23 protein-coding genes and 1 tRNA gene are annotated in these 24,950 nt (G+C 67.0%); 12 read left to right on the forward strand and 12 right to left on the reverse strand.

Going from position 1 to position 24,950, the window contains the following annotated elements; genetic code table 11:
* Window positions 1-2 precede the first annotated feature (2 nt).
* Window positions 3-863, reverse strand: a complete 861-nt coding sequence (locus tag KIK15_RS09050; RefSeq protein ID WP_214243903.1) for an AraC family transcriptional regulator — start codon at window positions 861-863, stop codon at window positions 3-5.
* 84 nt (window positions 864-947) lie between these two features.
* On the opposite strand from KIK15_RS09050, the gene KIK15_RS09055 reads away from it, so the two are divergent.
* Entirely contained in the window at window positions 948-1,550 is a 603-nt protein-coding gene (locus KIK15_RS09055) for a TIGR03086 family metal-binding protein (RefSeq protein ID WP_214243904.1), read from the forward strand.
* 7 nt (window positions 1,551-1,557) lie between these two features.
* On the opposite strand, the gene KIK15_RS09060 is transcribed toward KIK15_RS09055, so the two are convergent.
* From KIK15_RS09060 to KIK15_RS09070, 3 genes are all read right to left on the reverse strand, one after another.
* A complete protein-coding gene (locus tag KIK15_RS09060) occupies window positions 1,558-1,791 on the reverse strand; it encodes a hypothetical protein (RefSeq protein ID WP_214243905.1) in 234 nt (77 codons plus the stop codon).
* Window positions 1,792-1,838: 47 nt separating this feature from the next.
* The gene (locus KIK15_RS09065) at window positions 1,839-3,143 is read right to left on the reverse strand and encodes a S8 family serine peptidase (RefSeq protein ID WP_250324425.1); all 1,305 of its coding nucleotides are present in this window, start codon (window positions 3,141-3,143) and stop codon (window positions 1,839-1,841) included.
* 421 nt (window positions 3,144-3,564) lie between these two features.
* Window positions 3,565-3,636: transfer RNA gene (locus KIK15_RS09070), tRNA-Thr, on the reverse strand.
* A gap of 90 nt (window positions 3,637-3,726) precedes the next feature.
* On the opposite strand from KIK15_RS09070, the gene KIK15_RS09075 reads away from it, so the two are divergent.
* Genes KIK15_RS09075 through otsB form a run of 3 tightly spaced genes read left to right on the forward strand, consistent with a single transcriptional unit; the run spans window position 3,727 to window position 8,038 of the window.
* Entirely contained in the window at window positions 3,727-3,897 is a 171-nt protein-coding gene (locus KIK15_RS09075; RefSeq protein ID WP_214243906.1) for a hypothetical protein, read from the forward strand.
* Between the two features lie 57 nt (window positions 3,898-3,954).
* Window positions 3,955-5,436, forward strand: a complete 1,482-nt coding sequence (locus KIK15_RS09080; RefSeq protein ID WP_214244518.1) for a trehalose-6-phosphate synthase — start codon at window positions 3,955-3,957, stop codon at window positions 5,434-5,436.
* Between the two features lie 43 nt (window positions 5,437-5,479).
* Window positions 5,480-8,038 carry a trehalose-phosphatase gene (gene otsB / locus KIK15_RS09085; RefSeq protein ID WP_214243907.1) on the forward strand — a complete coding sequence of 853 codons (2,559 nt, stop codon included), beginning with the start codon at window positions 5,480-5,482 and terminating at the stop codon, window positions 8,036-8,038.
* A 100-nt stretch (window positions 8,039-8,138) separates the two neighbouring features.
* On the opposite strand, the gene KIK15_RS09090 is transcribed toward otsB, so the two are convergent.
* Window positions 8,139-8,951, reverse strand: a complete 813-nt coding sequence (locus KIK15_RS09090) for a transglutaminase family protein (protein ID WP_214243908.1) — start codon at window positions 8,949-8,951, stop codon at window positions 8,139-8,141.
* 50 nt (window positions 8,952-9,001) lie between these two features.
* On the opposite strand from KIK15_RS09090, the gene KIK15_RS09095 reads away from it, so the two are divergent.
* Window positions 9,002-9,757 carry an SDR family NAD(P)-dependent oxidoreductase gene (locus KIK15_RS09095; RefSeq protein WP_214243909.1) on the forward strand — a complete coding sequence of 252 codons (756 nt, stop codon included), beginning with the start codon at window positions 9,002-9,004 and terminating at the stop codon, window positions 9,755-9,757.
* A 4-nt stretch (window positions 9,758-9,761) separates the two neighbouring features.
* On the opposite strand, the gene KIK15_RS09100 is transcribed toward KIK15_RS09095, so the two are convergent.
* The 6 genes from KIK15_RS09100 to KIK15_RS09125 all read right to left on the reverse strand — a co-directional run bounded on the left by KIK15_RS09100 (window position 9,762) and on the right by KIK15_RS09125 (window position 16,634).
* Entirely contained in the window at window positions 9,762-10,844 is a 1,083-nt protein-coding gene (locus tag KIK15_RS09100) for an ABC transporter ATP-binding protein (RefSeq protein WP_214243910.1), read from the reverse strand.
* Window positions 10,844-12,175, reverse strand: coding sequence for an ABC transporter substrate-binding protein (locus tag KIK15_RS09105; RefSeq protein WP_214243911.1), 1,332 nt, complete (start codon window positions 12,173-12,175; stop codon window positions 10,844-10,846). The genes KIK15_RS09100 and KIK15_RS09105 overlap by 1 nt, the downstream gene beginning before the upstream one ends.
* Window positions 12,176-12,237: 62 nt before the next feature.
* Window positions 12,238-13,098, reverse strand: coding sequence for a carbohydrate ABC transporter permease (locus KIK15_RS09110; protein ID WP_214243912.1), 861 nt, complete (start codon window positions 13,096-13,098; stop codon window positions 12,238-12,240).
* Window positions 13,095-14,021 (reverse strand): carbohydrate ABC transporter permease, encoded by a 927-nt coding sequence (locus KIK15_RS09115; RefSeq protein ID WP_214243913.1) that lies wholly within the window; start codon window positions 14,019-14,021, stop codon window positions 13,095-13,097. Before KIK15_RS09115 ends, KIK15_RS09110 begins: the two co-directional genes overlap by 4 nt.
* Before the next feature lie 121 nt (window positions 14,022-14,142).
* Window positions 14,143-15,453, reverse strand: a complete 1,311-nt coding sequence (locus KIK15_RS09120; protein WP_214243914.1) for an Ig-like domain-containing protein — start codon at window positions 15,451-15,453, stop codon at window positions 14,143-14,145.
* Between the two features lie 83 nt (window positions 15,454-15,536).
* The gene (locus KIK15_RS09125) at window positions 15,537-16,634 is read right to left on the reverse strand and encodes a UDP-N-acetylmuramate dehydrogenase (protein ID WP_214243915.1); all 1,098 of its coding nucleotides are present in this window, start codon (window positions 16,632-16,634) and stop codon (window positions 15,537-15,539) included.
* 24 nt (window positions 16,635-16,658) lie between these two features.
* Here KIK15_RS09125 and KIK15_RS09130 point away from each other — a divergent pair, with 24 nt between their 5' ends.
* From KIK15_RS09130 to KIK15_RS18735, 7 genes are all read left to right on the forward strand, one after another.
* The gene (locus tag KIK15_RS09130; RefSeq protein WP_214243916.1) at window positions 16,659-17,159 is read left to right on the forward strand and encodes a DUF2505 domain-containing protein; all 501 of its coding nucleotides are present in this window, start codon (window positions 16,659-16,661) and stop codon (window positions 17,157-17,159) included.
* A gap of 51 nt (window positions 17,160-17,210) precedes the next feature.
* On the forward strand, window positions 17,211-17,720 hold the full coding sequence (locus KIK15_RS09135) for a DUF2505 domain-containing protein (protein ID WP_214243917.1): 510 nt from the start codon (window positions 17,211-17,213) through the stop codon (window positions 17,718-17,720).
* Between the two features lie 79 nt (window positions 17,721-17,799).
* A complete protein-coding gene (locus tag KIK15_RS09140; protein ID WP_214243918.1) occupies window positions 17,800-18,576 on the forward strand; it encodes a class I SAM-dependent methyltransferase in 777 nt (258 codons plus the stop codon).
* A 275-nt stretch (window positions 18,577-18,851) separates the two neighbouring features.
* Window positions 18,852-19,655 (forward strand): carbon-nitrogen hydrolase family protein, encoded by an 804-nt coding sequence (locus KIK15_RS09145; RefSeq protein WP_214243919.1) that lies wholly within the window; start codon window positions 18,852-18,854, stop codon window positions 19,653-19,655.
* A gap of 76 nt (window positions 19,656-19,731) precedes the next feature.
* A complete protein-coding gene (locus KIK15_RS09150; protein ID WP_214243920.1) occupies window positions 19,732-20,634 on the forward strand; it encodes an LmeA family phospholipid-binding protein in 903 nt (300 codons plus the stop codon).
* Window positions 20,635-20,656: 22 nt separating this feature from the next.
* A complete protein-coding gene (locus tag KIK15_RS09155; RefSeq protein ID WP_214243921.1) occupies window positions 20,657-22,141 on the forward strand; it encodes a cryptochrome/photolyase family protein in 1,485 nt (494 codons plus the stop codon).
* Window positions 22,142-22,268: 127 nt separating this feature from the next.
* Window positions 22,269-23,546, forward strand: a complete 1,278-nt coding sequence (locus tag KIK15_RS18735) for a CdaR family transcriptional regulator (protein ID WP_214243922.1) — start codon at window positions 22,269-22,271, stop codon at window positions 23,544-23,546.
* Window positions 23,547-23,568: 22 nt separating this feature from the next.
* Here KIK15_RS18735 and KIK15_RS09165 read toward each other — a convergent pair whose 3' ends face one another.
* The gene (locus KIK15_RS09165) at window positions 23,569-24,942 is read right to left on the reverse strand and encodes an FAD-dependent oxidoreductase (protein WP_214243923.1); all 1,374 of its coding nucleotides are present in this window, start codon (window positions 24,940-24,942) and stop codon (window positions 23,569-23,571) included.
* Between the last annotated feature and the right edge of the window lie 8 nt (window positions 24,943-24,950).

Below are 24,950 nucleotides of genomic sequence, written 5' to 3' on the forward strand. Positions count from 1 at the left end.
GATCAGGGTTGGACCTGCCGCTGAGCTCTGGCGTACGCGGCTGGGGCGATCCCCAGGGTGGTGGTGAAGTCGCGGGTCAGGTGCGCCTGGTCGCTGTAGCCGAGATCGCTCGCCACGCTCGCCCAATCGACCTGCTGACCCCGCGAGACCAGTTCAGCAGCGTCGATCAGCCGCCACCTGCGAATCACCCAGGTAGGCGAGACACCGGCACACGACGCGAACATCCGCTGCAACGTCCGGGGGGTCACGCCGGAGTTCGTGGCCAGCTGCTCGATCCGGGTGATCGAACGATCGCGCTCCGCACAGCCGGCCACCGCCGCCACCTGTCGGGCGAGTCGGATCCGCCCGGCGGGACGCACCTCAAGTGACCGGATCATCGCCTGACCGAGGACCGGTGCGGCGGCCTCTATCCCGCCGTCGGCAAACGCCGATGCCACCGCGGAATCGTCGACGTCGATCAACCCCGAGGGGTCGCAGACCGCATCGGTCAGAGCGCTGACGTCATCGCACCAGGCCCCGAATCCGCCGGTGGTCGTCTTCGCGGCGAGATTCCATGCACAGCCCGCCAGCATCCGGGTGACAACTCCCGTCGCAACCCCACAGATGTTGCAGCGCAAAGGATATGGCCCGACACCCGGAGCGAAACCGGGCGGCGGCGCGGTCCCGACGCTCACATTCACCCCTGGCTGAGAAACCACATCCTGTCGATGGGTGAGCCCCGCAGGCAGATCCCAGCGCACCGACCAGAACCAGTCGAGGAGACCGGTCAGCTCGGACGGAGTCGGGTGGCGCTCGAGGCGGACGTGTTGAAACATCCGGCTGGGCGAGACGATGCCCCGGGTGTCGCCCGACGTCGTCTGCATACCCGCGATGCTAGCCGCGCAGCCTGCGATTCTTGTCGCACATCTTCAAGATCCGGCGGCACCAGCACTCCTACCGTCGGTCTCATGAACGACAGCCACGATCCATCCACCCGAACCGACCTCGTAGCCGTGATCCGGCAGCTCGCCGACATACTCGACGCGGTCGACCCCGCCGACGCCCACGTGTCCACGCCATGTACCGAATTCGACCTCACCGCACTTCGCAGCCACGTCGTCGGCTGGTTGACCGCATTCGCCGACGGCCTGACCGATCCGGGCGGCTCCTGCTCCGACCCTGATGCGGTGACGGTGGCGGGTTCTGGTGCGGCGCAGGCCCGTTCGGTCGCCGACCGCCTCGATGCCATCGATGATGCTGCGCTTGCCGAACAGGTGCTGATCGGCGAGCAGGGGCTGCCGACAGCGATGGCGTTGTCGATGATGCTGTGGGAGTACCAGATGCACGGGTGGGATCTCGCCGCCGCGATCGGGCATCCGTGGTCGCCTGACGAACGCGGGATCGAGGCGTCCCTGTTGTTCGCACCCATGATGCTCGGAGACGGCGCCGGGGGTGCGGACGCCATGTTCGGACCTCCCGTCGCCGTCGCCGACGACGCCCGACCGTTGGATCGACTCCTCGGCCTGTCGGGCCGAGACCCCGCCTGGTCGGCCGCATCGCGGTCAGCCTGAAACAGACTCAGGTCGCGTCGCCCAGATGTGGGCGGGTGCCGAAGGTGGCGGCCTGCTCGACCGAGATCACGCCGGCGATCTCGGACAGCGCCGAGGCGCGCTGCGCGTCGGCGGTTCCTGAGATGATCCCTATCGTCGAATGAACGGCGGTGACGTGCACACCACGTTTTTCGAGCGCCGCAACCACCTGATCGATGGCACCGAGGTGCTCGTCGTCGACAGTGATCGTGACCTCGCCCATGAGGTGATGCTACGCGCGCGACCTGCGCGCCGACCGCTCCCGGCGGGCTACTGCGGAGCCTGCACCAAGCCGGACCCGACGTCGGAGGCAGGTAGCTGCAATCGGCTGCTCTGCTGGGTGAGCGTGGTCCACAGATCGCGGCCGCGGCGGCCGGTGACCTGCGCCCACAGCGCCGCGATACCGGCCACATGCGGGGTGGCCATGCTGGTGCCGCTGATGGTGTTGTAACGCGACGCACCGTCGATGTCCTGCACCGGCCACGAGGAGTAGACGTCCACACCCGGACCAGCGACGTCGATGTTGCCGCCCTCGATGCCGAGGCTGCGGGCGGAGAACGGGGCGATGGCCAGCGAGGAGTCGACGGCAGCGACCGCGGCGATCGACGGACTGTTGGCGGGCACCCCGACGAAACCGGGATCGGCCGGGCGACGTGCGTTGTTGCCGGCTGCGGCGACAATCAGCGTCCCGCGGTTGAGGGCACGGCGGCCCACCGTCTCGTAGGCGGCCGACACCTCACGCACATCGGCGCCGAGCGACATCGACACCACGTGCGCGGAATTGCTCAACGCCCAGTCCAATCCGGCGAGGATTTGCTGGTCGGACCCACTACCGGAGTTGTCGAGCACTTTCCCGACCAAGATCGTGGCCTCGTGGGCCACGCCGTAGCGACGGCCGGTGCCCGGCGCCAGCGGTCCGCAGGAGGTGCCGATGCAGTGGGTGCCGTGACCCACCCCGTCGGCGACGGTCTGCCCCGCGACGAACGACCGGTCGGTGATGTCACGCCCGGTGAAGTCCGGGTGCGAGAGATCGAATCCGGTGTCGAGCACCGCTACCGTCACCCCGGCACCGGTCGCGCTCGAGGAGACGACACCGGTGGCCTGCAGTCCCCAGGTCGCGGCGTCGGTGTCGACGAAGGAGGGGGCGGCGGCCACCGATGCCGACGTGTCGAGCAGCTGGGCCGACAGCGCGTCCACGCCATCGCGAAACCCAGCGATGTAGTCGGACCCGCGGCCACCTGCGCGGATGTGATGGATACGCTCGTGTTCTACGGTGCGGATCGCTCCGTCAGCCGCGCACATGCCCTCCAGTGAGGCGACCTGATCGGGGTCGGCGTCGACCACCGCCACACCCAGCTGGGCGAAGATGGTCGCCTGGGCGCTGCCCACCTGATCGAGGTCGAGCGCGCGACCCGAGAAGTCGAGGGTCGAGGCCACTTCGGTCAAGCCCGCCACCTGACGCAGCGCAGCGGCGTAGTCGGCGGCGTCAGTGCTGCGCGCGAACACCACCACTCGTCGCCCGGTCGTAGAGCCGGCGCTCGCGGCGCTGTTGAACCCGTTGTCCCCGAACATCATCACGCCACCCGATCTCTTGTGAACCCGCTACTGTCATCGGTCGCGAACACCTCGACCTCACCACGACGGTAGCGGGATCCACCGACACTGGTCCCGCACGCGAGCCGGCCGCACCTGGTGGAACTGCCGGGGCGCATGCGGTCGGCGACCGACGCAAACGCGCCCGTCGAGTGGGCACAAAACCGCGTCGATTGGGCAGAAAACGTGCGTCGAGTGGGCAGAAACGTGCCCCGAGTGGGCGGAGAATCTGGATCTCGTCGGTGTACTTGGTGACGGTGGTGGGGGTCCAGCTCCCTCGCGGCACAGTTGCCAAGCACACGGTGAGCGTGCTGGATGGGACGGGTCGCCGACGCCACCAATCTGAGGCTCGCGCTGCTGCACATGTTGGTGGCGGTGCGCGCGCCAGCACGGAGACCACGAGAGCCCCCTGTCAGGATTGAACTGACGACCTTTCGCTTACAAGGCGAGTGCTCTACCACTGAGCTAAGGAGGCGTGGCTCGCACCAGCTCGAGCCAGCGCCGAGTATATCGGCGGTCCCCCGACGCGTCGGACGCGCCGTCCCGAGCAGGTAAACTGCGGGTCATGCCAGCAAAAACCAGCGACAGGGTCGACGAACTCGGCGAAGACGATCTCGCCACCGTCGCCGACGAGACCGCCGCGTCCGCCCGCCGGGTGGTCGCCGCCTACGCAACCGACGCCGACGAATGCCGGATGTTGCTCAACATGCTCGGGATCGCACCCGGCGAAGCCTGATAGGTGAGTCCACTCGAGCTCAGCACCGATGACGTCGCGGCCAATGAGTCCGATGACGTGGCCGCAGCCGACTTCGTTGTGGTCGCCAACCGGCTGCCGGTCGACAAAGAGGTGCTGGCCGATGGGACCGTTCGGTGGAAACGGTCACCCGGCGGCCTGGTCACCGCGCTCGAACCCATCCTGAGGTCGCGGACCGGGGCGTGGGTCGGCTGGTCGGGGGTTCCCGACTCGCACGACAACCCACGGATCAAGGGTCTGCAGCTCGTTTCGGTCCCGCTCAGCGCCGATGAGATCCGCGACTACTACGAGGGCTTTTCCAACGCCACGCTGTGGCCGCTCTATCACGATGTGCTGGTCAAGCCCGAGTATCACCGCGAGTGGTGGAACGCCTACGTCGATGTGAACCGGCGTTTCGCCGAAGCCGCCTCGGCGGTGGCGTCGCAAGGCGCACTGGTCTGGATTCAGGACTACCAGTTGCAGTTGGTGCCCAAGATGCTGCGCATGCTGCGTCCGGACCTGAGAATCGGCTTCTTCCTCCACATCCCGTTCCCACCGGTGGAACTGTTCATGCAGTTGCCCTGGCGCACCGAGATCGTGGAGGGACTGCTGGGCGCCGACCTCATCGGCTTCCATCTTCCTGGCGGCGCACAGAACTTCCTCTACCTCGCGCGGCGCCTGGCCGGACAGGCCACGTCCAAGGGCTCGGTCGGTGTTCGCTCGAAATTCGGTGTGGTGCAAGTCGGTTTCCGCCACGTTCGGGTGGGGGCTTTCCCCATCTCCATCGACTCCAGCGCCCTGGACGCCGCGGCGCGGTCCCGCACGATCCGCGCCCGCGCGGACGAGATCCGCCGCGAGCTGGGCAATCCGCGCATCATCATGCTCGGCGTCGACCGCCTCGACTACACCAAAGGCATCGATGTCCGCCTGCGCGCCCTACAGGAGTTGCTGCTCGAAGGCCGTATCGAGCCGTCCGACCTGGCGATGATCCAACTGGCCACGCCCAGCCGTGACCGGGTGCAGAGCTACATCCAGATGCGCGCCGACATCGAGCAGCTGGTGGGAAACATCAACGGCCGCTTCAGCCAAGTGGGTCATCAGGTGGTGCATTACATGCACCGACCGGTCGACCGTGACGAGCTGATCGCGTTCTTCGTCGCCGCCGACGTCATGTTGGTCACCGCACTGCGCGACGGGATGAACCTGGTCGCAAAGGAATACGTCGCATGCCGTGGCGACCTGGGCGGTGCTTTGGTTCTCAGCGAGTTCACCGGTGCCGCAGCGGAATTGCGCTCGGCGTATCAGGCCAACCCGTATGACCTCGACCGCGTCAAGGATGCCATCGAAGAGGCCATCACCCAGGACAAGGAAGAGGGCCGCCGCCGCATGCGGTCGATGCGTCGGCAGGTGCTGGCCCACGACGTGGCGCGGTGGGCCGCGAGCTTCCTTGACGTGTTGGCCTCCACGCAAGACGAGGTGACCGCGTCGGCGAACCGCCGGGTCGACCTGGTCGAGGATGCACCCATCGGCGGCGACGACTGACTGGGTTGCACCCGGGCACCGGCGCGGGTTCTAGACTTCAACGGTGAGCGCCCGAGACCTCGATCCTGATCTGCGCCGCGCGTTGAAGACCATCGCGCGCATCCCCCGCCTTCTCGTCGCCTCGGACTACGACGGCTGCATGGCACCCATCGTGTCGCGACCGCAAGACGCCAAACCGAACCCCGAGTCGGTGCGCGCGATGCGGGCCCTGGCCGACCTCGACTCGACCACCGCTGCGGTCATCTCCGGGCGCGCACTGCGCGACCTGGCGACCCTGTCGCGACTGCCCGCCGAGGTCCACCTCGTCGGCAGTCACGGCAGCGAGTTCGACATCGGGTTCGTCCACGAGATCAGCGCTGAGGCCACCGCCCTGTTGGGCCGCATCATCGCCGAACTGCAGTCGGTGTCCCAGCGGTATCCGGGCACCACAGTGGAGTCCAAGCCCGCCAGCGCTGCTCTGCACACCCGCAACGCTTCGGCCGACGATGCGGTCGCCGCGTTGGAGACGGTCCGTGCGGGCGCTGCCACCTGGGACGGGGTGCAGGTCACCGAGGGCAAGTCCGTCATCGAGTTGGCCGTCATCCAGACCGACAAGGGTCATGCGCTCGACATCCTGCGCCATCAGGCAGGTGCTGGCGCGGCAATCTTCTTCGGCGACGACGTGACCGACGAGAAGGCGTTTCGACGTCTGCACGGACCCGACTTCGGGGTGAAGGTGGGCGACGGCGAGAGCCTGGCCACCTACCGCGTCGCCGACACCGACCAGGTGGCCACCTCGTTGGCGTTTCTCTACGAGGAGCGCCGGGCGTGGTTGCGCGGGGAGGGGGCGGTTCCCATCGAGCGGCTGACCATGTTGGCCACCCCGCGCACCATCTCCCTGGTCACCCCCGATGCGCGCGTGTGTTGGATGTGTCATCCCGAACCCGATTCAGCGGCCCTGTTCGCCAGCCTGCTGGGCACCATCGATGCCGGCGAGTTCGGCGTCCGCCCGTTCATCGACGGCGGCGAGAAGCCGCCGCTACCCCAGAGCCAGCGATACGTGGACGGCACCATGACCGTCGAAACGCGTTGGGCTGGTTTGGAAGTGCTCGATTACATGCCTCACGACGTGCCGGCGGGTCGCACGGACCTGACGCGCGTGGTCACCGGCGACATCCCGGCGCTCATCGAGTTCTGTCCGCGCCCAGAGTTCGGTCAGACCAGTGTGGGCATCGAGGTCGTCGACGACGGCCTGCGAGTCACCGGCACCAACGACCCCATCGTGTTGCGGGCACCGGGCATCAGCTGGCAGATCGACACCGACCGCTTCTATCAACGCGCCACCGCCGTGGTCGATCCCAGGCAAGGGCCGATCGTGCTGGAATTGCGTTGCGGCACCAGCGACATCGCGTCATCAGAGGTCTCAGAGCAGCAGCGACGCAGCGAATCCGAGTCGTACTGGCGGGATTGGGCGGCCGGACTCACCCTGCCCGCACTGAAGCCCGAGCTGATGAAGCGCTCAGCGCTGACGCTGAAGGGGTTGGTACACGCCGACTCTGGGTCGATCATGGCCGCAGCCACCACCTCGCTGCCTGAGGACATCGGCGGCGTACGCAACTGGGACTACCGATACTGCTGGCTGCGTGATGCCGCGCTCACCGCGTCGGCGTTGGTGTCGGTGGGGTCGCTGACCGAGGCGCAGGATTATCTGGCCTGGCTGCATCGGGTGTTGGAGACCGTCAGCGGCCCCGAATGGCTGCACCCGCTGTACACGCTGGCCGGAGGGTCGCTGCCGCCGGAGGCCATCATCGACTCGCTGCCCGGGTACGCCGGTTCACGACCGGTGCGGGTGGGCAACGCCGCCAACCAGCAGGTACAGCTCGACGTGTTCGGGCCGATCGTCGACCTCATCGCCCAACTCGCCGATGCCCGCGCCGCTGCAGGCATCGCCGATGCACTGCCCGACGCCGACTGGGACCTCGTGGTCAAGATGGTCTACGCGGTGGAACGTCGCTGGTTCGAACCCGATCACGGCATCTGGGAGATCCGCAACAACCCGCGCCACCACGTGTACTCGAAGGTGATGTGTTGGCTGACCGCCGACCGCGCGGTCACCCTCGGCGAGAAGTTCGGCCGCCAGGTGGAGCCGGGCTGGTCGGTGCTGCGCGACGTCATCGCCGCCCAGGTGATCGAGAAGGGCTGGAACGATGAGGTGTCGTCCTACACCTCGGCGTATGAGGGCACTGACCTCGACGCGGCCACCCTGCACATCGGATTGTCAGGGTTGATCGATCCGGCCGATCCCCGGTTCGCGCAGACCGTCAAGGCCACCGAGTCCGAATTGCGCAGCGGCGCAACGGTGTACCGCTACTTCAGCGACGACGGCCTACCCGGCGAAGAGGGCGGATTCCACCTGTGCGCGGCATGGCTGGTGGAGGCCTACCTGTTGATCGGTCGCCGCACCGACGCCGAAGCCCTGTTCGCGCAGCTGGTGAAGGCGGCAGGTCCTACCGGGCTGCTGTCTGAGGAGTACGACCCGGTGGCCGAACGTGCGCTGGGCAACCACCCCCAGGCCTACAGCCATCTCGGATTGCTGCGCTGCGCCACCCTGTTGGCGAACTGACCTCAACCACAGCCGTTTTCGGCACGGTCGACGCCCCATTTCGGCACGGTCGACGCCCTATTTCGGCACGGTCGACGCCCTATTTCGGCACGGTCGACGCCTAGCGGATGGGGACCGGCTCGATGCCGTCGTCAGTGGGCAGAGCCCCGTCGACGGTGGCCATCACCTGGTAGCTGTTGAGGTTCACCGCGCCACCATGGTTGTCGAGGAAGGCGGTGTCGGCAGCATCGCGCCCGGTTGCGATGCGCACCAATGCTTGTCGCGGTGCCAGTCCGGTGGGATCGATCACCAGCCAGCGGTCGTCGATCAGCGCCTCGGCCACCGCATGAAAGTCCATCGGCACGCATCCGGGCGCATAGACAGCCACCAGCCGCGCCGGGATGTTCAACGCGCGCAACAGCGCCACCGCCAGGTGCGCGAAATCGCGGCACACCCCCGCCCCGGCCAGCAGAGTGTCGGCCGCCCCGTCGATGGGATCACTGGCACCGGGCAGGTAGTTCAATCTCCGCGAGACGAACCGGGCCACCTCGCCCAACAATCGTTCGGGCGCCGCGGACAGATCGAATTCCGCTGTGACATAGCCGAAGAACTTGTCGGCCTCGGCGTACCGGCTGGGCCGCAGGTACAACGACCGATCGGTGATCTCCACCGTGACCGGATCGGATGGGGCCAGGATCGAAGCCGAGTAGTCCACCGCAACGTTGCCGACGGGCGCCTGCAACCTGTGGATCCGTGTGCCACAGGCCCCGATGATCTCCTCGGGCTGCACGGTCGAACCGTTGACCGACACCACCAGCGACTCGGTCACATGTGACCCCGGCGCGTACGCCACGGTCACCTGTAGTTCGAGTTCGGTGGGGGCGTCGATTCTGATGTCCATCATCGACGAGACGTCACGTTTGATCGTTGTCATGGTGTACGCCGAGCGTAGGCCTCGGAGACCACAGCCGTAAACTCGGGCGTATGAACACTGTGCAGACGTCATCGAACCGCAAGGTGGCCGTCGTCACCGGAGCCAGTTCCGGTATCGGCGAAGCCACGGCGAGAACCCTTGCCGCGCAGGGCTATGACGTGGTGATCGGAGCTCGACGGCTCGATCGGCTCACCGCGGTCGCCGACGAGATCGGTGGGCGCGCAATCCCCCTCGACGTCACCGATGACGAATCGGTGGCCGCGTTCTGCGCGCACCTCGATCGGGTCGACATCCTGGTCAACAACGCCGGTGGCGCTCGTGGGCTGGCCACCGTGGCCCAGGCCGACCTCGAGGACTGGCGCTGGATGTGGGAGACCAACGTGATGGGGACAGTCCGGATGACCCGCGCGTTGCTGCCTGCGCTGGAGGCATCCGGCGACGGACTGATCGTGACGATCACCTCGATCGCGGCCATCGAGCCTTACGACAACGGGTCGGGCTACACCGCGGCCAAACACGCCCAGGGCGTCATGCACCGCACGCTGCGTTTCGAACTGCTGGGTAAACCGATCCGGCTCACCGAGATCCAGCCTGGCATGGTGGAAACCGAGTTCTCCCTGGTGCGCTTCGACGGCGACGCCCAGCGCGCCGCGTCGGTCTACGAGGGTCTGACCCCGCTGACCGCGGACGACATCGCCGAGGTCATCGGGTTCGTCGCCTCACGACCCCCGCACGTCAACCTCGACACCATCTTGATCAAACCGCGCGATCAGGCCAGCGCCCGCCGCAACATCAAGAACCCCTGAGTTCTCAGGGGCGCAGGCGGACTCCGGAGTCGGCGTTGAAAAACAACAACTCGGCCGGATCGGTGCGCAGCCGGACGGTCGCGCCGATCTCGGCGCTCACCGTCCGCGGCACCCGGGCCACCATCGCGGCGTCGGTGCCGTCGAGGGTGACGTGGAGCAGTGAGTCGGCACCGAGCTCTTCGAGCAGCCGCACCTTCCCCTCGATGGCGTTGGCCACCTCGGCACCGGCCAGCGTCACCGACTCGGGACGAATACCGACCGTGACGGTGCCCCCAGCCGCCGCAGAGCGCACTGCGGGCGCCATTTCTACTGTGCCGGTGCCGATCTGGGCACCATCGGCGGTGACCTTCGCGGTGACCAGATTCATCCCGGGCGATCCGACGAAGCCGGCCACGAAGGCGTTGACCGGGTCGTCGTAGAGCTCCCGCGGCGCGGCGAGCTGTTGCAATTCACCGTCGAGCATCACCGCCACCCGGTCACCCATCGTCATCGCCTCCACCTGATCGTGGGTGACGTAGATGGTGGTGACACCCAAAGACCGCTGCAGCGCCGAGATCTGCGCTCGGGTGGACACCCGCAGGCGCGCATCGAGATTCGACAGCGGCTCGTCCATGGCGAACACCTGGGGACGCCGAACGATGGCTCGCCCCATGGCAACTCGCTGCCGCTGCCCACCAGAGAGCTTGGCCGGCTTACGGTCGAGCAACTCGGTCAACTCCAACATCGAGGCCGCTTGCGCCACCCGGGTGGCGATCTCGTCCTTGGGTACCCGTGCGTTACGCAACGCGAACCCCATGTTGGCTGCCACCGTCATGTTCGGATACAGCGCGTAGTTCTGAAACACCATCGCCACATCGCGCCGCTGCGGTTCCACATCGGTGACGTCGGTGTCGCCGATGTGAATGCTTCCCTCGGTGACGGCCTCCAACCCGGCCAGCATGCGCAGGCTGGTGGACTTGCCACAGCCCGACGGACCCACCAGCACCAAGAACTCACCGTCGGCGATGTCAAGATCGAGACCTCGCACCGACGGACGTTCGGCGCCCGGGTATCTCAGGCTGGCATTGCGGAAGGAGACCGTAGCCATCAGCGGGGCAGCTTCGACTTGATCTGGGCGTTGTACACCGACTCGATGGACTTCTGGACGGTGCCCAGCGTCGCCTTCGGGTCTGCACCCTGGGCGATCGAAGCCAGCCCGTCACCGATGATCTTGGCGCCGTTGGGGATGAACACGCGAGCGTAGTCCTGCGAGCGGGTGGCCGAGAGCTGACGAACCGCGGTGTTGTAGTTGGGGTTCTTCTCGATGAACGCCTTCAGCGAGGGATCTTCCAGCGCCGACTTGCGCACCGGCATGTACCCGGTGTTCTGCGAGAAGTACGACGTGTTGGCCGGGTTGGTGACGAACTCGATGAACGCCAACGCCGCCACCTTGCGGTCGGGGTCGCTGACGTCGGACGGGACGGCGATGCCCGCGCCACCGGTGGGGCACGACGGACGCGGGCCAGGCAGGAACGCCGTCCCCACACCGAACTTCGCGGCCTTGGTGATGGTCGACAGCGATCCGGTCGACTCCATCGCGCACGCGCCCAGGCCGGCACCGAAATCGCTGGCCGGGTCGGCGGTGATGCGGCCCCAGCCCTCGTCCTTGACGATCCGCTTGAGGAAGGTCGCCGCCTTCACGGTCTCGTCGGAGGTGAAGGTGAAGTCCCACTCCTTGGAGTAGCGGCCACCGAAGCTCCACACCGCACCCTGCCAACCCCAGTCGATGTAGTCGGTGCCGTCAGGCAGCAGGATGGCCTTGCGGTCGCCACCGATCGCCTCATTGAGTTTCGGTGCCCACGTGGCGAATTCGTCCCAGGTTTCAGGACCACGGTCGGGCAGCCCGGCCTTGGCGAAGACGTCCCTGTTGTAGTAGAACAGCGGCGTCGACCGCGAGTACGGCAACGCATAGTGCTGCTTGTCGAAGATGTAGTCGGCGGCCAGGCTGTCGACGTAGTCGCTGAGATCGACCTTGGCCGCGGCGAACAGGCCGTCCAACGGCTCCAGCCGCTTGTTGAGCGCGAAGTTGAACCAGGTGGTGTCGGACACGACCACCAGATCGGGCACCTTGTTGCCGGCCAAGGCGGCCTGGAACTTGGTGGCCACCTCCTGGTAGTTCTTGCCCGCGTCCACCAGGTTGACCTTGATGGTGGGGAACTTGGCCTGGAAGTCGGTGATCAGCTTCTGCTCCAACGGCTTCGAGCTACCGGGGTGGTTACTCCAGAACTCCAGGGTGACCGGTTTGGTGGGCAGTGTGCCTGCGGCACTCGAGCCCGAGCCCGAGCTGGAGCTGCCGGTGCCTGCACACGCCGACGCCCCGACTGCGACCGCGGCGGCGGCGCCGAGACCGAGGAATCCTCGCCTGTTCAGTTCAACCATGGTGGGTGTCCTTCGCTTTTCGGTGTTCGCCGGTGGTGGGTGTAGTGCGGTGGCAGCGTCGGTCAGCCTTTGACCGCGCCGGTGGTCAGACCCTTGATCATCTGCCGCTGCAGGAACAGGAACACGATGAGCATGGGTAGTGCGGTGAGGATGGTGCCTGCCATCACCTGACCCCAGTTGTTGCCATTCTCGTTGTTCTGCAACAGAGTCAGGCCGATGGGCAGCGGCGCCACCGACGAGTTGTCCGACATCAGGAACGGCCACAGGTATTCGTTCCACTCGTTGACCAGGGTGATCATCGCGAACGCCACCATCGTGGGGATGGAGATGGGCAGGATGACCCGCAGCAGCAGCTTCCAGTGCCCGGCGCCGTCCATGCGTGCGGCCTCGATGATCTCGCGGGGCAGCGACAGGAAGTGGTTGCGCAGCAGGAAGGTTCCGAACGCCACCCCGGCCAGCGGCACGATGATGCCCAGGAATGTGTTGCGGAAGTTGACCATCAACGCGTAGTTGGAGATGACAGTGATCTGGTTGGGCACCATCAGCGCCGAGATGATGACGAAGAAGATGACCTTCTTGAACGGGAAACGCAGGAACACCAGCGCGTAGGCGGTGGTGATGCCCAGGACGAACTTGATGCCCCCGGTGGCGAAGGTGATGATCAGCGAGTTGCGCAGATAGGTCCAGAACTGGATGCGGTCGTTGACGTCGGAGTAGTTGCGCGGGTGCAGCTTCGGCGGCCACCAGGTGGCGGGCGAGGTGTACACGTCGGGCTGGGTCTTGAGGGAGGTGATGATCATGAAGTACACGGGGATACCGATGAACAGCAGCACCGCGATCATCGCCACATATCCCCCGGCGGTGCCGAGCGGGTTGCGACCTGCGGTCCGCCCGGCTGCGCGCCGCTCGTCGGTGATCGTCATGACCGCTCCCGATCCATCAGGTAGACCTGGATCGCGGTGACGATCAGCAGGGCGAGGAACATGACCGTGGCGATGGTGGCCCCGTATCCGGCGCGCGAAGCCTGGAAGGTCTGGTCGTACACCTCGTAGATCATCGTGGTGGTGCCGTTGTTCGGGCCGCCGCGGGTCATCACGTTGATGATGTCGAAGACCTGAAGAGTGTTGAGCAGCACCGTGATCGACAGGAAATAGGTGGCCGGTCGCAACTGGGGCAGGGTGACCCGGGTCAGCTTCGTCCATGCCCGGGTGCCGTCGATGGCGGCCGCCTCGTCCAGATCACGATTGGTGGCCTGCAGCGCAGCCAGGTAGATCACGAAGGTGTAGCCCAGGTTCTTCCAGATGTAGGTGAAGGTGACCATGAACAGCGCCCAGTTCGGATCCTGATAGAAATCAGGGCTTTTCATACCGATCGAGTGCAGCATCGACTCGACCAGACCGAAGTTGGGGTGGAACACGAACTGGAAGGCCACCCCGATGGCGGCACCGGAGAGCACGAACGGCGCGAACACCACCGTCCGGACGATGTTGCGGCCCTTGAGAGCTCGGTCCAGCAACAGGGCCAGCGCCAACCCCAGCACCATGGAGATGACCACCGCGGCGACGGTGAACACCACTGTGTTGGTGACCACCGTGGCGGTGGTGGGGTCAGAGAACCACTCGCGGTAGTTCGACAACCCGATCCACTTGGCGGCGTCGCGGCCACCGATCTCCCACTGGGTGAACGACAGTCGGATGTTGTCGAGCAGCGGGCGGTAGGTGAACACCGTCAACAGCACCAGGTTGGGCAGCACGAACGCCAGGAACAAGACGTTCTCGCGCGCGGTCAGGTGCGCACGGATCCCACGCCTCGACGTGGGAGTCACCAACTCGGTGGAACCGGCCATCACCGGCGAAGCGTGCGCGGACAGGGTTACCGATTGGTGAACGCTGCCCGCTGATCAGATAGACATCTCCCGACCAGTGATCGACCGATAACGCCCACCCCCGCGGGCCTCATCGCCGCGATCAGCCGGTCGGCTGACGCCGCGCCGACGGCGACGGGGTGGTGGACGTGCCCGAGAGCTGCGGAGCGTCCGACGGGGTGGCCGGCGCCGAGGACGTCGGCGCCTCCCCGTCGAGCGCCGACATCGACTTCCATTGGGCGTAGGAGAACGTCCAGTCGTAGATGTCACCGTCGGCCTGCGACAACTGCAGGCGAGTGTTGGTCACCTCGACCGGATCGCCGTAGATCGCGGTCTCGTAGTAGCGCTGCGCGTTCTCCAGCGACAGGTTGATGCACCCGTTGGTCACGTTCGACGAGCCCTGGACCCCGGTGGTCTGCGGGTTGGCGTGGATGAATTCGCCGTTGTTGGAGATGCGCACCGCCCACCGCTCGCGCACGTTGAAGTAGCCGGCGGCAGGGTTGGACATGTAGAAGTCCTCGTGCTTCTCGCTCACCACATGGATACCCGAGCGGGTCACGTTGCGGTCGAGGTCGCCTGAGCCGTAACTGCACGGCAACGACATCAGCAGCGATCCGTCGCGGATCACGTCGATCTTGAACGAGGTGGCGTCGGCCTTCACGATCTGCGACCGGCCGATGGTGAAATCGCTGGTCACATCGGCCGCGCCGTAGACGCCGTCACCGTGGTCGAGCCCGTAGAGCTTGCCGACCATGGAAAACTTGGTGCCCGGCGCGAAATACTCCGCCGGCCGCCAGTGCACGCGCGAACCGTTGTCCTCGGGCAACCAGCCCCAGCTGCCCTCGGTGGGTGGCGTGGTGGTGACGGTCAGCGCCCGCTCGACAGCCTTCTTGTCGGTCACCTCGGCGTCGAACTTGAGGATCAGGGGCGCCGCGATACCCACTTCCTGGCCGTCGGCGATGTTGATGACGACGTTGATCTGGTCTTTGGGGGTGATGGTGGTGAAGGTGCCCTGCACGGGGACGGTCTTGCCGTCGTCGCCGACTGCGGTACCCGACCAGGTGTAGGCCACGCCGTATCCCAGGGGCTCGGCGATGCGGTAGGTGGTGCCGTCGGCGGCCAGCGCCCCCTTGACGACGGTGCCGCGCGCGTTGGTCAGCTTCACGTCGGCGTTGAGCTTGCCCTTGCTGACCGACACGGCGAAACCGGCGGTGGGGCTGGGCTGCGCGCCGTCGGCCAGAGCCGGGGTGAACGTGATCTCGGCGCTCGGCTTCGGCGGTGGTGTCGATTTCTTGGGCTCTGACGAGGTACCGCCGCTGCTACATGCTGCGGCGGTCACGCCGAGCGCGCCGGCGGCCAGGGTGGCCAACGCGCCCCGCCGCGTCAGCTGAGCCTTGGCATGACTGTCCTCCATGGCACCTGAGGCTACCCGGACATCCGATCACCCTGCCCTCGGTTGCCGACCGAGGGCACCGAGACGACCTCACCGAGACGACCTCACAGGGAGCAGCCCACCATCACCGGTTCAGGCTCCAGCTGGACCCCGAACGCGGCCCGCACCCCGTCGCGCACCTCACGGGCCAGCGCCAGCACATCCTCGGTGCGGGCGGTGCCGCGATTGGTCACCGCCAGAGAATGCTTGGTGGACAACCGGACCGGCGCATGGGCTCCGGGGTGTCCGCGCCCGAACCCGGCCTTCTCTATCAACCAGCCGGCCGAGAGCTTCACCCCGTCGCGGGCGGGATGGCGGGGTACCTCCACCGCGCCCAACCGCGCGGCCACCGCAGCCAGGATGTGAGGGAGATCATCATCGGCCACAACGGGATTGGTGAAGAACGAGCCGACACTCCAGGTGTCGTGATCGATCGGGTCGAGCACCATCCCCTTGCTGCGACGCAGCGCCAGAACCTGCTCACGCGCCTGGGCCGCGTCGACGCGCCCGTTCGGCTCCACACCCAAGGCAAGTGCCAGTTCGCGATAGCGGATGGGGGCGCTGGTGGCGTCGGTGGTGCACCGCAGCGCCACCGCCACCACCACCCGATCGTCGCGACCCTTGAGCACACTGCTGCGATAGCTCAGCTCCAGCGCCGCGGGGTCCACCCACCGCACCGAGTGATCGCGGCGGTCCAACAGTTGCACCCCGTCGAGGACGTCGGCGATCTCCACTCCGTAGGCACCCACGTTCTGCACCGGGGTGGCTCCGACCGCGCCGGGAATACCGGACAGACACTCCAATCCACCGAGTCCACGGGCGACGGTCTGGGCCACCAACTCGTCCCACACCATCCCCGCGCCGACCTCCACGCGCACGGTGCCAGATGCCCGAGCAACACCCGATACGTCAGAAGCGTTGTCCCCGAACGAGATCTCGGAGTTGGCGAGCACCACCACGGTGCCGGCGAACCCATCGTCACCGACCACCAGGTTCGACCCGCCGCCCACCAGCAGCACCGGCTCACCGACGTCGTCGAGCCGGGTGATGGTGTCGATCAACTCAGCGCTGGTGCGCACCCGCAGCACCGCGTGGGCAGGTCCGCCGACACGCAGCGTGGTCAGCTCGGCCAACGTCGGGGCGGGACGCGAACGGGGATGCACCGGGCAACGGTAACGTCTCGCGTCATGGCCACGAAGTTTGAGCAGTCCACCACCTGTCCCCTGTCCATGGCGCAGTACCGCCAGGCGCTCGCCGATCCCGCCTACTGGGCCGACCTCGCCAAAGGGCACGAAGACGCCCCCGGCGAGGTCGTCTCGCACACCGTCGAGGAGACCGGCGTCGCCATCGAGATGATCCAGAAGATTCCGGCCTCCCAGCTGCCGTCGGTGGTCACCGCGGTCATCTCCGGCGACCTGGTCATCAACCGCAAGATGAGCTGGAACTACATCACCGACACCCACGTCGACGGCACCTTCGACGCCGACGTCGCCAACTCGCCCGCGAACATCACCGGCGCCCTCAGCGTCGACGGCGCCGACGAGTTGGACTTGTCGACCAACGTGGCCGTGGAGGTCAAGGTCCCCCTGATCGGCGGCAAGATCGAGAAGATGATCGCCCAAAGCCTGCAGGAGCTGGTGACCGGCGAGCGCGACCACGTCGTGAAGTGGGTCCAAGAGAAGTACTGAGCGTAGGCCGCCGGGGCGGCGCTGGGATGGGTGGCAGGTAGCGTACCGGGCATGGCACGTCGTCTCAGCTACTCGGCCCGGCACGAGGTCGCCCCGGAAACGGTCTACTCCGCGCTGAAGGAACGCCAGTTCTGGGAGGACCAGATGACGGAGTTCCGCAAGCTCACCCCGCGCTCGGACATCGAGTCGTTCACCGTCGACGACAACGGCATCGACGTGGTGCTCATCCAGACCATCCCCAAGACCGATCTGCCGGCGATTGCTGCCGCGGTGATCAAGAAGGACCTGGTGATCACCCGCAAGGAGTTCCTCGGTCCGTTCGATGCGACCAAGACCGAGGGCACCTACAGCGCCGCCATCCCCGCCGGCCCTGGCAACCTCACCGGCGTGCAGGAGCTGCTGCCCACCGAGACCGGCTGCACCCTGCGCCGCACCTCGGAGGTCAAGGTCTTCATCCCGTTCGTCAACGGCAAGCTCGAGCAACTGGTCCTGGTGCACCTGGTGGATCTGTTCCGCGGCGAAGCGGAGTTCACCGGCGACTGGATCAAGGCACACGGCTGAGCCCTCAGAGGGGCGATCTGTGCCTGTACACGGGGTGTCCAGCACACGCGGTGGGGCAACCGCCCAGGGTGTGTCGGTCATGCCGAGTGCGACGGCCGTGCAGGGCCAGATAACCAGGGGCACAACCAATCCCAATCGTCTGCGCCGAGTGGATCGGTGGATGGCCGGGCGCGCAGAGATCGTCGAGGTGCTGGCGGCCGCACCCGACCCGCTGGCGGTCGACCTCGGCTACGGCAATCGGCCTGACACCGCCGTGGAGATGGCCGCCCGCCTGCGCGCGGTGGAACCTCGGATCTCGTTGGTGGGCTTGGAGATTGACCCGCAGCGGGTGGTCGCCGACCGCGACGGCGTGCGCTTCGGGCTGGGCGGCTTCGAATTGGCCGGTCTGCGACCACATCTGGTGCGCGCCTTCAACGTGCTACGTCAGTACGACGAGAGCGAGGTGCTCGGATCGTGGGCGCAGATGCAGGCCGCGTTGGCGCCGGGCGGACTGATCGTCGAAGGCACCTGCGACGAGATCGGCCGCCGCTGCACCTGGGTGCTGCTCGACGAACACCGGCCCCGATCGTTGACCCTGGCCTGGGCACCAGGACACACCGACCGGCCCTCCGAGCTGGCCCCGCGCCTGCCCAAGGCGCTGATCCACCACAACGTGGACGGCCGCGCGATCTTTGCACTGCTGCGCGCAGCCGATCGCTGTTGGGACTCTGCCGCGCCGTACGCGCCCTATGGGCCTCGCATCCGGTGGTTACACGCCCGCGCAGCTCTGGCCGATCTCGGGGTCCCCGTGGAACAACCCCGCCGCCGCACCCGAGACAACGTGCTGACGGTGCCGTGGGACCACGTGGCACGGTGATCGGCGGATACCTCACGGGACGTCGACTCAGCGCTGTGTCGAGTGGGTGGAACAGCGACGTCGAGTGTGCGCGGCTGTGTGCTGCCCAGCCGACGCCGGTTACCGCCCAGCCGACGCCAGTTACCGCCCAGTCGACGCCAGTTACCGCCCAGCCGACGCCAGTTACCGCCCAGTCGACGCCGGTTACCGCCCAGCCGACGCCGTGGCGGTTCGGAGCGCACCCGAGTGGAGGTTCTGCGCGCCCCTGAGCCGGGCATCGTCGTAGGGTGATCGCCATGCGCGTTGCTCTGGCCCAGGTGTCGTCGGGAACCGATCCCGAGGCCAACCTCGGGCTGATCGGTGACTGGACCGCCCGGGCCGCAGCCGCCGACGCCGACCTCGTCGTGTTCGGCGAGGCCATGATGTGTCGCTTCGGAGTGGCGCTGCACCCCGTCGCCCAGCCTCTCGACGGGGCGTGGGCCACCGCGGTGTCGACGGTGGCCGGCCAGCACGGGGTGACGGTGATCGCGGGCATGTTCACACCCGCACCCGACGGCAGCGAGCGCGTGTTCAACACCCTGCTCATCGCTCACCCCGACCAACGGCGCGAGGGCTACCACAAGATCCACCTCTACGACGCCTACGGGTTTCGCGAATCCGACACGGTCGCAGCGGGTTCCACGCCGTTGGTCACCGAGATCGCCGGCCATCGGGTGGGGGTGGCCACCTGCTACGACATCCGATTCCCGGGGTTGTTCACCGCGCTGGCCGACCAGGGTGCCGAAATGATCGTGGTGCCCGCATCGTGGGGTGACGGCCCAGGCAAAGTGGACCAGTGGCAGGTCCTGGCCCGCGCCCGCGCCCTGGACAGTTCCACGGTGGTGGCCGCCGTGGGCCAACCGGTTCCCACCGATCAGGCGGCGATCGATGCGCCTGCCCCCACCGGGGTGGGACATTCGATGCTGGTCGATCCGTTCGGTGTGGTGGTCACCGAGTGCGGGCCGCAGGAACAGTTGGTCGTCAACGACATCCCGTTCGCCCAGGTGAGGCGCGCACGCGAGAGCATCGCAGTCCTCGACAACCGGGTGTCGTGGCGCTGAACCTCGTCCGCGCCGACGACCGACCTTCAGAGAAGTCTCACGATTACCTCATGAAGTCGGGGCACAATCGAATGCGATGAACGACGCGATGCGCCCACAGAATGTTCCGCCCACGCCGCCGACCCGACCGATCCCGACCGGCGGACCCGCCCGGTCACCCCGCAAACGATCGCTGGGCTTGACCATCGCGGTCTCGTCGCTGGTGGTGATCTTGGTGCTGCTGATCTCCGGTGTCGGCAGCGAGCTGTACCTACGCAGTGCCGCCCGTGACTGCGTGCAGAAGACGTTCACCCAGATCACCGGATCGCCGACCACGGCGTCGCTGAGCAAGAAACCGATCCTGCTGCAGTACTTCAGCAAGGAGATCCCCTACGTGCAGATCGACACCACCGGCGACACCGCCTCGTCGATCGAGTTGCACGGTCGGGCCGAACAGATCAAGACCCAGTCCAAGAGCTCGACGGTGGGCACGCTCGACGCCTCGGGCAAGGTGTCGTTCGCACGGATTGTGGAGCTGAGCAAACAGGGCGCCCAGGACGCCGCAGCGCAGCAACAGCAGAACCCCACCCAGAACAATGGGCTGGGCGGACTGTTCGGCGGGTTCACCCTCAACCAGGTGACCGGTGATCAGACCGCCAAGACGATCAAGGTCGACGCGACGGTGACGGTGGCCATCTTCCCCGTCCCGGTCAGTGTGGAGCTCAAACCGGTGCTCACCGCGGGAAAGATCTCGTTCCAGGCGGTCAAGGCCAGCGCGCTGGTGTTCGGCGTGCCCACCGACTTCGCCCAGACGTTGGTCGACGGGGTGTCGAAGTCGCTGTTCCCGCCGTTGTTCGACCAGCTGACCTTCACCACCTTCGACGTCACCTCGGCCGGGATCGACTTCGCCGTCAACGGGCGCGACGTGACACTCGACGAGCAATCGATGAACTCCACCGAGCAGAGCACCCAATCGAACTCGACCTGCACCATCCTGTAGCCACCTGGGTACGGTGGAGGTCGTGACGACTGATCGAGATCCGTTGTGGCTGTTCGGCGATCAACTGGGCGCCCACATCCATTCAGGCCCTGAGCACGCCGACCGCGACGTGGTCCTGATCGAGTCGTCCGGGGCGTTTCGCCGACGCGCAGGCCACCGCCAGAAGGCGCACCTGCTGCTGTCGGGGATGCGGCACCTGGCCGCCGAACTCGGCGAGCGCGCGGCCCTGTGGCAGGCCGAGAGTTACCGTGATGCGTTGGTAGAACTCGGCCGCCCGGTAGTGGTGCACGAACCCTCCACTCGACCCGCGTTGGCGCTGGTGCAGCGCCTGGCCGCCGAAGGTCTGGTGTCACAGATCCTGCCCAACCCGTCGTTTGCGTTGTCGCGCAACGATTTCAGCGCGTGGGCCGGCGACGGCGAGAAGTTCCGGCTGGAGACGTTCTACCGGGAGCAACGCAAGCGGTTGCGTGTGCTGATGGACGGCGAGCAGCCGACCGGCGGCACATGGAACCTCGACCACGAGAACCGCGAATCACCACCCAAGACAGCCACTCTGGGCGTTGCTGAACCGTGGTGGCCAGTCGAGGACGAGATCGACGAACAGGTACGCGCCGACCTCGACGCGATGGATGTGCAGTTCTCCGGCGTGGACGGCCCACGGCTGTTCGCGGTCACCACCGACGAGGCCGACGCGGCGCTGCGCACGTTCATCGAGCACCGACTGGCCACGTTCGGCCGCTACGAAGACGCGATCATGGGCGGCGACTGGGCGATGAGCCATTCGCTGCTGTCGGTGCCGCTGAACCTGTCGTTGCTCGACCCGATCGAGGTGGTGCACGCCGCCGAGGACGCCTACCGCGCCGGCGACGTCCCCCTGGCCTCGGCCGAGGGTTTCATCCGCCAGATCATCGGGTGGCGGGAGTTCATCTGGCATCTCTACTGGCATTACGGAGCCGACTACACGACACGCAACTCGTTGAATGCCCATACGCCGCTTCCGGATTGGTTCCGCGACCTCGACGCCGACGCGGTCACCTCGGCATGTCTGTCCGACGCGTTGGCCGGGGTGCGCGACCGCGGGTGGGTGCACCACATCCCGCGGCTGATGGTGTTGGGCAGCCACGCCCTGCAACGCGGCTACGACCCGGCCGAGCTGACCGAATGGTTCCGCGCCAACTTCGTCGACGGGTTCGAGTGGGTGATGCCGGTGAACGTGATCGGCATGAGCCAGCACGCCGATGGAGGCCTGATGGCCACCAAGCCGTACACCTCCGGTGGGGCCTACCTCAACACCATGAGCGATCACTGCAAGGGATGTGCCTTCGACCCGAAGAAGCGGGTCGGCCCCACCGCGTGCCCCTTCACCGCGGGGTACTGGGCCTTCACCCATCGCCATCAGGAGATGTTGGGTGCCAATCACCGCACCGCCCGCTCGATCGCGACGATGAACCGACTCAAAGACCTCGACGAGCTGTTGGAACAGGAAGCCGTGCGCGAACAGTTCTGATCACCGGGGTGGGGCCGCCGATGCCGGGGCACGGCACTGGCCAGGCCCCTACGATGTGGACCACGACGCGTTGTCGCGGTGCCGAGGGGAGGTTCATGATGGGTGTGCCGGCGATCCCCAACCGGTCGTGACCTCCACGGCGAGCTCCGATGACGCGACGCCTGCCGAGGCGATCCCACCGGCGACACCGCAGCTCGGAGCGGCACTTCGGCCCGAGGTGGCCGAGCTGTTCCGGCAGGTGGCGAGCACGCTGCTGATGGACTCGGCGGCCTTGGTGGTCACCGTCGCCGCGTCGTCAGCTGAGGTGAAGAACCCGGCAGTGTCGAAGGATCCGATCCTGCAGGCCGAGGAATCGGGCCTCGCGCAGGCCGAGGTCATCCACTGGCTCACCTCGAACGTGAGCCGACCCGGGGAGCCGGTGGCGCCGTTCGTCGGCGAGCAGATGGTGGTGTACGCCCGTGACCTGCAACGACGGTCGCTGGAGCTCGATCTCGCCGCCTCCTGGCGTGAGGGGATCTCGGCGGCGTGGCGCCGCTGGATGCAGGTGGCCATCCGAGCGAGCAACGACCTCGACCTCGTCGTGGACCTACTCGACGTGTCGCTGCGCTCGATGCTGCTGTTCGCCGACGCGTCGATCCGGTCGATCCAGGACGCCATCCTCGCCGAGTCGACGCATGTCGCATCCGAGGCCAGAGTGCTCGCCACCATCGACCTCATCATGGCTGAGGCACCGCTGAGCGAGGCCATGCTCGAAGCCCGACTGGGCTATCGGCTGGGCGGCAGTCACGTCGGTGCGGTGGTCTGGCACGACGGGATCACCGGCGCCGGCGCCGATCTCAGCTCGGCCGTCAACGCTGTGGCCGCCGCGGTGGGGGCGCCGCGACATCTGGTGGCCACGGCCAGCACCGCGGCACGGTGGGTGTGGTTCGCCACGGCCGACCTGCCCGGTCTGCCGGTCCTGGTCCGCCACCTCGGCCCCTACCCCGGGGTCCGTGTCACCGTCGGACGGCCCGCATCGGGTCTGGAGGGTTTCCGCACCACCCACCGCGATGCCGTCAGCGCGCACAACGTGCTCACCCGTACCGGATCGCCCCACCGCGCGGGCTCATATGCCGACCTCGCGCTGGTCGACGCCCTCACCCGCGACCGAGCCAGCTCCGAGGCGCTGGTGCGAGAAACTCTCGGCGATCTCGCCGCTGCCGACCGTGAACTACGCGACACCGTGCTCACCTACATCCGTTGCGGGTTCTCCGCGTCCAAGGCGGCCCAGCAGATGTATGCCCATCGCAACACCGTGGAGCGACGGTTGGCGCGGGCCAACGAGATGTCGGCGACCCGAGTCGACGACGACCCGGTGCGGGTCGCCGCCGCCCTGTCGATCCTGGAATTGTTCGAGCCCCACTAGCGTGGCGCGGGCCCGGCCCCGATCAGCCGCCCGCGCGCGCTGCGGTCACGGCCGCCGCGGACAGTCGTTCGAGCACCTCGTCGGCGGCGCGCTCACCGCCGGCGATGGCACCCTCGACATACCCGACGTACTCGTCGCCGGTGTCGGTACCGGCCCAGTGGATGACACCGACCGGCTCACGCAGCGACCGGCCGTGCTGGGTGAGTCCGAACGGTGGTGCGATGGAAAACGGTGCACCCGCCGCGAACTCCTCCATGGCCCACCGGTGATCGACGTAGTCCAGCGGTACCCGGGCCCGGGGCCCGAACATCGTCTCGAGTTGGCTCAGCACCAGCTCGCGACGGGCGGTCTCGTCGAGCTGATCGAACTTTCGGGTGTCGACGAACGACATCAACACCCCCGGGCCCTCCTGGGCACCGACGTCGAACACCAAGAACACCGGGCCGTCGGTGTTGACGACACTGCCCGAGAGCCCGTCCTCCCGCCAGAACGCCGTCGGGTACGCGACGATCGCCTTGGTCAGCGCCCCCTGGCGCCAGCGCTGGCTGAGCAACCGGTGGTTGTCGGGCAGCTGAGGTCGGAACGCGATGTCCTTGCGCTGGTTGGCCTGGGTGGCGACGATGACGAACGAGCAGCGGACCGCCATGTCGTCGGTCTCGACGAGCGTGCCGTCGGCGTCGGTGGTGATGCGACGCACCACCTGTCGTGTACGCACCCGGCCGCCGAGTTCACGGGCCAGCGCCAGCGCGATCGACCCGAAGCCACCGACGATCACGTCCTGCTGGCTGCCACCCTCGACTGCGAGGCCTTTGTCCAGACCGCCGGCGCCGGAAAAGTAGCGGGCGGCCTGCATGAGTGAGATCTCCTCGGGCTCCACCCCGTAACACACGCGACTGATGGTCGCGAACAGCTTCCGCGTGGTCGTCGACGCGCGCCGACGGGCCAACCATCCCCCCAGTGAGATCCCGTCGATGCTCTCCGCGTCGTCGGACATCCAGGGCGCGCTCACGCGTGTCTTCTTGATGACCTTGCGAAAGGCGAGTTCCACCCGGCCGTAGTCGAGCATCTCCAGCGGCCTGAGTTTGGGGATGGTGCCACGGTAGGTGCCCATGCGGCCGTTGATCACCGAGATGCTGCGGCCCTTGTCGTAGACCGGCCGCAGTTGCAGACCGAAGCGGTCGAGCATCGAGATGACGCGGTGCTGAGCCGGCCCGACGAAGGCTGCACCCAGATCCACCGTGGTGCCGCCGAGTTCGCCGTTCAACGTGCGGCCGCCCACCCGTTCGTGGCCCTCGAGCACCACCACGTCGTAGCCCGAACGCGCCAACCGTTCGGCCGCCACCAGGCCACTCACCCCCGCTCCCACGACCACCACGTCTGCGCTGATCTGGTCCATGACAGTCC

The organism is Williamsia sp. CHRR-6 (genome assembly GCF_018474015.1).
GTDB lineage: Bacteria > Actinomycetota > Actinomycetes > Mycobacteriales > Mycobacteriaceae > Williamsia_A.